10 protein-coding genes are annotated in these 7,480 nt (G+C 62.4%); 7 read left to right on the top strand and 3 right to left on the bottom strand.

Annotated features, from left to right (window positions below):
* Nucleotides 1–135: 135 nt before the first annotated feature.
* From EOB80_RS21670 to sufA, 6 genes are all read left to right on the top strand, one after another.
* Entirely contained in the window at nucleotides 136–426 is a 291-nt protein-coding gene (locus EOB80_RS21670; RefSeq protein ID WP_127329627.1) for a hypothetical protein, read from the top strand.
* Nucleotides 419–1,174, top strand: coding sequence for a Fe-S cluster assembly ATPase SufC (gene sufC, locus EOB80_RS21665; protein WP_023810312.1), 756 nt, complete (start codon nucleotides 419–421; stop codon nucleotides 1,172–1,174). Before EOB80_RS21670 ends, sufC begins: the two co-directional genes overlap by 8 nt.
* A gap of 19 nt (nucleotides 1,175–1,193) precedes the next feature.
* A complete protein-coding gene (gene sufD / locus EOB80_RS21660; RefSeq protein ID WP_127329625.1) occupies nucleotides 1,194–2,462 on the top strand; it encodes a Fe-S cluster assembly protein SufD in 1,269 nt (422 codons plus the stop codon).
* Between the two features lie 4 nt (nucleotides 2,463–2,466).
* Nucleotides 2,467–3,711: a cysteine desulfurase gene (locus EOB80_RS21655; RefSeq protein ID WP_127319474.1), complete on the top strand. Its 1,245-nt coding sequence runs from the start codon at nucleotides 2,467–2,469 to the stop codon at nucleotides 3,709–3,711.
* 21 nt (nucleotides 3,712–3,732) lie between these two features.
* On the top strand, nucleotides 3,733–4,125 hold the full coding sequence (locus tag EOB80_RS21650) for an SUF system Fe-S cluster assembly protein (protein ID WP_127329623.1): 393 nt from the start codon (nucleotides 3,733–3,735) through the stop codon (nucleotides 4,123–4,125).
* 104 nt (nucleotides 4,126–4,229) lie between these two features.
* Nucleotides 4,230–4,607: a Fe-S cluster assembly scaffold SufA gene (gene sufA / locus EOB80_RS21645; protein ID WP_127329621.1), complete on the top strand. Its 378-nt coding sequence runs from the start codon at nucleotides 4,230–4,232 to the stop codon at nucleotides 4,605–4,607.
* Between the two features lie 185 nt (nucleotides 4,608–4,792).
* Here the strand turns inward: sufA and EOB80_RS21640 are convergent, their stop codons facing one another.
* Nucleotides 4,793–5,290: a GFA family protein gene (locus EOB80_RS21640; protein ID WP_127329619.1), complete on the bottom strand. Its 498-nt coding sequence runs from the start codon at nucleotides 5,288–5,290 to the stop codon at nucleotides 4,793–4,795.
* 91 nt (nucleotides 5,291–5,381) lie between these two features.
* Here EOB80_RS21640 and EOB80_RS21635 point away from each other — a divergent pair, with 91 nt between their 5' ends.
* A complete protein-coding gene (locus EOB80_RS21635; RefSeq protein WP_127270731.1) occupies nucleotides 5,382–5,705 on the top strand; it encodes a TfoX/Sxy family protein in 324 nt (107 codons plus the stop codon).
* Nucleotides 5,706–5,890: 185 nt separating this feature from the next.
* Here EOB80_RS21635 and EOB80_RS21630 read toward each other — a convergent pair whose 3' ends face one another.
* Both EOB80_RS21630 and EOB80_RS21625 read right to left on the bottom strand, forming a co-directional pair.
* The gene (locus EOB80_RS21630; RefSeq protein ID WP_127329617.1) at nucleotides 5,891–6,808 is read right to left on the bottom strand and encodes a pseudouridine-5'-phosphate glycosidase; all 918 of its coding nucleotides are present in this window, start codon (nucleotides 6,806–6,808) and stop codon (nucleotides 5,891–5,893) included.
* Nucleotides 6,809–6,883: 75 nt separating this feature from the next.
* On the bottom strand, nucleotides 6,884–7,480 hold a 597-nt coding region (locus EOB80_RS21625), incomplete at its 5' end, for a PfkB family carbohydrate kinase (RefSeq protein WP_245466412.1).

Here is a 7,480-nt window from a genome sequence, read left to right as displayed (position 1 = left end):
TCCCCGAAGAGGAAGCGATCGCGCTGATCGTCAACGGCTTCGTCAAGGACGTCATCCAGCAGCTGCCGATGGAATTCGCGGTCGAGGCGCAGAAGCTGATCGGGATATCGCTTGAGGGGAGCGTGGGGTGACCAAATGGAACGGCGCTCTTGGAAATTCTTCGAGCGAATCGAGAGCTTGATAGTCGTCGTTCTGGTGCTCTTGTTGACGCTGGCTATTGGAGGTGCCGTGGTGGCTCTAATTGGCGCAATGTTTGGCTTGAGTTCGGTAAAAAATATTGGTGGTTCGATTGCGGGCCTAGGCGCGGCTGGGTTTTTTGGCTGGATGTTCATTACTGGCAAAATCGCGGGCGCGCTTTTAGGGAGGTCCCGTCAAGGACCGAGCGTCGAGAACAACAAGAACACGAAAGTAGAAAATGATGCTTGAAATCAGAAACCTACATGCCCGCATCGTCGATGACGGCACCGAAATCATCCGCGGCTTGAACCTGACGGTGAAAGCCGGCGAGGTCGCCGCGATCATGGGGCCGAACGGGTCGGGCAAGTCGACGCTGTCCTACATCCTCGCCGGCCGCGAGGACTATGAAGTCACCGAAGGCGACATCCTCTACAACGGCCAGTCGATCCTCGAAATGGATCCGGCCGAGCGCGCCACGTCAGGCATTTTCCTCGCCTTCCAGTATCCGATGGAGATACCGGGCGTCGCCACCATGGAATTCCTGAAGGTGGCGATGAACGAGCAGCGCAAGGCGCGTGGCGAGGAGCCGCTGAAGATCCCGGAATTTTTGAAGCGCGTGAAGGAAGCCGCCGCCTCGCTCAGCATGGATATGGCGATGCTCAAGCGGCCGCTCAATGTCGGCTTCTCCGGTGGCGAGAAGAAGCGGGCGGAGATCCTGCAGATGAAGCTGCTGGAGCCGAAACTGTGCGTGCTCGACGAGACCGATTCCGGCCTCGACATCGATGCGCTGAAGATCGTGTCCGACGGCGTCAACGCGCTGCGCGCGCCGGACCGGGCGTTCCTGGTCATCACCCACTACCAGCGCCTGCTTGAGCACATCGTGCCCGACACCGTGCACGTGCTCTACAAGGGGCAGGTCATCAAGTCAGGCGACAAGTCGCTGGCGCTCGACCTCGAAGCCAACGGCTATGCCGGCGTGATCGGCGAAGCAGCGTGAGATGCCAGAGGGCAGTTTGATGAATATGCACGCACAACCGCAGCGGACACCGGCCGAGACAGCGTTGATCGACGCGTTCGGCGACCGGTTGTCGCTGCTGCCGGGCGACGGCGCGGTGATGCTGAAGCGCGACGACGCCATCGAGACGATCAAGCACGGCCTGCCGACGCGGCGTGTCGAATCCTGGCACTACACCGACCTGCGCCGGTTGCTGAATACCGTGCCGGACTTCGACCCGGCAGCCATGGCCAAAGCCATCGCCCCGATCGTCGACAGTTCCACCGTGGTGTCGATCCTGAATGGCAAGTCCGACGCCAAAGTGCCGGTTCTTGAAGGCGTCTCTTTCCAGCGCCTGTCGGAAAAGCTGGTTGACGGCAGCGCAGCACCTGGGCTCGACCCCTATGGCAGCGACGATGCCATTGGCGCGCTGAACACGGCTTTTGTCGCCGACGGGTATTTTGTCGACATCGCCGATGGTGTGGAACTTGAAAAGCCGGTCGAGCTGCAGAACCTGCAGGCCGGCGGCCAGACCCATGTGCGCCTGGCCGTTCGTGTCGGCGCCGGCGCCAAGGCCGTTATCGTCGAGCGCCAGACGGGTGATGGCGCTGCCTTGAGCAGCTCGGTCAGCCAGGTCGTGCTCGACGAGGGCGCCGAGGTGACGTGGCTGATCGTCCAGGAGCAGCCGGAAACGGCGACGCATCTGGCGCAGTTCAAGGCCCATATCGGCAAGAATGCGAAACTGACACTGTTCGTCATGAACGCCGGCGGCAAGCTCGTGCGCCAGGAGATCATGGTCAGGACGACTGGCGAAGGCGCCGATTTCAAGCTTCGCGGCATCAACCTCTTGGCCGGCGACACCCACACCGACGTGACCATGGTTCTCGACCATGCCGTGCCGCACACGACCTCGACGGAGATCATCCGCAACGTGGTGACGGGCAAGGCGCGCGGTGTGTTCCAGGGCCGCATCAACGTCCATCAATATGCGCAGAAGACCAACGCCAAGATGGCCTGCAACACGCTGTTGCTGTCGGACGACGGCGAATTCTCGACCAAGCCCGAGCTTGAAATCTTCGCCGACGACGTGATTTGCGGCCATGGCGCGACGGTCACCGAAATCGACCACAACCATCTGTTCTACCTGATGGCGCGCGGCGTCGACGAGAAAAGCGCGCGGGGCCTGCTTGTGAAGGCCTTCGTCGCGGAGGTGATCGAGGAACTGGACGACGAGGCGATCGTCGAGGCGCTGGAAGCGCGGCTCGACGGCTGGTTCGCGGCACACGGGTGATCTGATGAACGCGCCGGGCAAGATCGGAGATTTCTACGACGTCGAAGCGATCCGCCGCGATTTCCCGATCCTGTCGCGGGAAGTCTATGGCAAGAAGCTGGTCTATCTCGACAATGGCGCCTCGGCACAGAAGCCGCAGGCGGTGCTCGACGCCATCCAGCACGCCTACAGCCAAGAATACGCCAACGTCCATCGCGGCCTGCATTTTCTGTCGAACGCCGCGACCGACGCCTACGAAAAGGCCCGAGAGACGGTGCGCCGCTTCCTAAACGCGCCGAGCACCGACAACATCATCTTCACCTCGAACACGACTTCGGCCATCAACACGGTCGCCTATGGCTATGGCATGCCCAACATCGGCGAGGGCGACGAGATCGTGCTGTCGATCATGGAGCACCACTCCAACATCGTCCCGTGGCATTTCATCCGCGAGCGGCAGGGCGCCAAACTGGTCTGGGTGCCGGTCGACGATCTCGGCGTTTTCCACATCGAGGAATTCGAGAAGCGGCTGACCGAGCGCACCAAACTGGTCGCCATTACCCACATGTCGAACGCGCTTGGCACTGTGACGCCGATCAAGGAGATCGTGCGCATTGCGCATGCGCGCGGAATTCCGGTGCTGGTCGACGGCAGTCAGAGCGCTGTCCATATGCCTATCGACGTGCAGGATCTCGACTGCGACTTTTTCGTCTTCACCGGGCACAAGGTTTATGGCCCGTCGGGCATCGGCGTGCTCTACGGCAAGAAGGACATTCTCGCTGGCATGCGGCCCTTCATGGGCGGCGGCGAGATGATCGAGGAGGTGACGGAAGACATCGTCACCTACAACGAGCCGCCGCACCGCTTCGAGGCCGGCACGCCGCCGATCGTCCAGGCGATCGGGCTGGGTGCCGCGCTCGACTATATGGAAACGATCGGTCGCGAGCGCATTGCAGCCCATGAGGAAGACCTCAAGAACTACGCGCATGAGCGGCTGCGCTCCATCAATTCGCTGCGCATCTTCGGCGATGCGCCCGGCAAGGGCGCCATCATCTCGTTCGAACTGCAAGGCATTCATGCGCATGACGTGTCGATGGTGATAGACAGGCAGGGCGTTGCTGTCCGCGCCGGCACCCATTGCGCCCAGCCGCTGTTGAAACGGTTCGGCGTAACCTCCACATGCAGGGCATCGTTCGGCATGTACAATACCAGGGCCGAAGTCGACGCTTTGGCCGAGGCGCTTGAAAAAGCGCGCAAATTCTTCGGATGACGAGTTTTTTGGGTGACGACCATGGATGATGCAAGCATCGCTGCCGAGACCACTCCGGAAACCGCGCCCAATGCGCTGGTTTCGGGATCGGCCATCCCCGCCGACGAGCTGGCGCGGCTGACCGACGACATCGTTTCGGCGCTGAAGACGGTCTATGATCCGGAAATCCCGGCCGATATCTACGAGCTCGGCCTGATCTACAAGATCGACATCGAGGACGACCGCTCGGTCAAGATCGACATGACGCTGACCGCTCCCGGCTGCCCTGTCGCCGGCGAAATGCCCGGCTGGGTGGAGAATGCCGTCGGCGCCGTCGAAGGCGTGTCCGGCGTCGAGGTCAACATGACCTTCGACCCGCCCTGGTCGGCCGACCGCATGTCGGAAGAGGCGCAGGTGGCGGTGGGTTGGTACTAGCCCGACAGAGGCTGGCACACTTGCACCAAGGATAAAACTTCACCATTTTAGGTGAGGAATCATTCGGCAGGCCTTGAACCTGCATGGAATGGAGAAGGAAAAACATGGGACGCTTCGCCGTCATCACGATGACCGAAAAGGCCGCCGACCGGGTGCGGGAGATTGTCGCCACCCGCGAGAATGCGCATGGCATCCGCCTCGGCATCAAGAAGGGCGGCTGCGCCGGCATGGAATACACGGTCGATCTGGTGACCGAGCCCAACACCAAGGACGACCATATCGAGCGCGATGGCGCGCATGTCTATGTCGCACCGGAAGCAGCACTTTTCCTGTTCGGCACCGAGATGGATTTCGAGCAGACGACACTGCGCACCGGTTTCACCTTCCACAATCCGAACCAGAGCTCGGCCTGCGGTTGCGGCGAATCCGTCGAACTGAAGCCGGCCGACCTGAAGGCACTGGCAGAAGCCCGCGCTTCCTGAGTTTTTCCTTCGCCCCGTTTACGGGGAGAAGGTGTCACGAAGTGACGGATGATAGGCAGCGCCGGCCTCTCCAAAGTTAGCGCCGCTCCTCATCTGCCGGCGTTCGTCGTTCGAAGGCCAAGCAATTGGCTTTTCGTCCGCTGCGCGGATCACTCCTCACCTCCCCGTAAACGGCGCGAAGAAATTCACTCCACCCACATGCCCGTCCGCTTGTGCCAGTCGGCGATCGATTCCTCGGGATAGATGTCGAAGACCTTGTCATGCTTGCCAACCACCGGCTCCACCCAGTTCGCCTTGTATTTCAGCATGAGGTGCACCTTGCTTGGAGGAATAGGTAAATCGCTGTCGATCGCCGAAGCGAAGGGATGCACCAGCTCCGGCCATGTCGGGTCGTAGAGCCAAAGGGCTGAGCCGCATTTCTTGCAGAAATTGCGCTCGCCGGTTGAGATTTCGCAATGCGGATGCTCGTCGTCCTCGATCTCCGCCCGAAAGACGCCGAGGCTGCGCTTGCCCCTGATGTTCAGTGTTTCGTTGTCGGCACCGAGATTGATGGCAAACCCGCCGCCGCCCTGCTGCTTGCGGCAGATCGAGCAGTAGCACAGCATGAATGGCGCCGGCGTGTGGCTCTCCACCTCGAAACGGACGGCATTGCAGCGGCAGGAGCCTTTGAGCAGCACGGGCATAGCGGGAAACTCCGATCGACCTCACACAACCTGTCAGCATGATTTTGGTTGCGGCGATGACAAGGCCAAACGCCGGTGACATGATCGCGGCATGGACAATGAGCGCATCGCCGAACTGTTCGAGGGCCTCGGTCCTGTCAGCATCCGAAAACTGTTCGGCGGCAAGGGCATCTATTTCGACGGTGTCATCGTCGCCATCGTGCTGCGCGGTGAATTGCTGCTGAAGGCCGACGAACAAAGCGTGCCCGAGTTCGAGGCCGCCGGCTGCACGCAATGGACCTATACCGGCTCGCGCCACGGCAAGCTGGTCGCCATGCCCTACTGGAGCGTTCCAGACAGCGCTTTCGATGATCCCGACGAGATGACGATCTGGGCACGCCGGGCCTATGAGGCGGGGCGACGGGCGGGGAAGTAGATTCCCGCAAGCGCGAGGCCACCCCCTCATCCGTCCGCTTCGCGGCCACCTTCTCCCCGAGGGGAGAAGAGGTCGACGTCGGCGCTAAGCTCCTCTCCCCTCGGGGAGAGGTCGGATTGCTCCGAATTGTTCTTTGCAATTCGGTCTTGGCAATCCGGGTGAGGGGGAACCTTCGCTGCGTGACCCTAAAGCGCCTTCGCAATCCTCGCCGCCAGCCGCGCATTATTCTCGACCAGCGCGATGTTCGTCTTCAGGCTCCTACCGCCAGTCAGTTCGAGAATCTTTCCCAGCAGGAACGGTGTCACCGCCTTGCCGGTCACGTTGAGCGCCTCGGCGGCCTTCTGCGCGGCCTCGATATAGCCGGCCATCTCCTCAGCCGGGATTTCGTGGTTTTCCGGCACCGGATTGGCAATCAGCATGCCACCGGCGAGCCCCAGCGCTGCCCTCGTCTGGTAGAAATGCGCGATCTCTTCCGGCTCGTGCAAGGTCAGCGGCGCGCGGAACGGCGAATGCCTGGACCAGAAGGCTGGCATCGTCTCGCAGCCAAGGCCGACCACCGGCACGCCGCGCGTCTCCAGCACTTCCAGCGTCTTTTCGATGTCGAGGATGGCCTTGGCGCCGGCCGAGACGACGATGACCGGCGTGCGCGCCAGCTCGTCGAGATCGGCGGAAATATCAAAACTCTTTTCGGCGCCCTTGTGCACGCCGCCGATGCCGCCGGTGGCGAACACTTTTATGCCGACCATATGCGCCGCGATCATCGTGGCGGCGACCGTGGTACCGCCGGTGCGCCCTTGCGCCACGGCAAAACCGAGATCGGCGCGCGACAGCTTCATGGCGTCACCGGTCATCGCCAGCGATTCGCGCTCGCCGTCCGAAAGCCCGATCTTGATGCGGCCGCCAACCACGGCGATCGTCACCGGCACGGCGCCGCCATCGGTGATGATCTTTTCGACATCGGCCGCCATGGCGCCATTGTCGGGGTAGGGCATGCCATGGGTGATGATGGTGCTTTCCAGCGCCACCACCGGCCGGCCGTCGGTCAGGGCTTGCGCCACCGGTGCGTGGATGTCGATGAAGGGGCGGGCGGTCTCTGGGGTCATCAGGGTCTCCAATCCGGAGTGCGGCGCGTCCGTCGGGACATCAGGCAACATCGCGGCACTATGAATTCGCCGGTCTCATGCCACTTCCCTGGCATCCGGCACAAGAGCCAGCGCTTCCGCGAAGCTTGCGGCGGTGAACTCGGGAACGGCGTTGGCGCTTTCGATGGCAAGCGTCGCCCCGGCGATGCCTTCGCGCAGGCCCACCCGCAGCGGCAGTCCGCGCAGCAAGGCAGCGACCGTTGCGCCCGCCAGCGCATCACCGGCCCCGGTGACGTCAGCGACCTTTCGGGGATTGGGCGGCATGATCGAAAAGGCGCCTGTTTCATCGAACCCCAGCACGGGCGCGTCGCCCGCCGTCACCACGCCACTGACGAGGCCGCTGCATCGCAACCCGTCGACGACCTCGCGCTCCCTGGCATTCGCGGCGACGCCGGCCAGCACCATCGCCTCGCGCCGGTTCATGAAGACGAGCGAGAGTTCCTTCAGCACCGATATCAACCGCACCACCTTGGCCGGCGAGATGGCAATGGCGAAAACCGGCTTGCCCGCGGCGAGCGCGACCAGCCGTTCCAGCGCCGAAGAGGGGAGATTGGCGTCGCACAGGATCGCGTCGGCGGCGGGGATCACCTCCCGCACCTTGGAGCGCCTGATCTGCTTGGGAAACGCCAAATC

The organism is Mesorhizobium sp. M7A.F.Ca.MR.245.00.0.0 (assembly GCF_003997415.1).
Taxonomy (GTDB): Bacteria; Pseudomonadota; Alphaproteobacteria; order Rhizobiales; family Rhizobiaceae; genus Mesorhizobium.
Note: the sequence above shows the minus strand (reverse complement) of the source record. Positions and strands in the feature narration are given on the sequence as shown.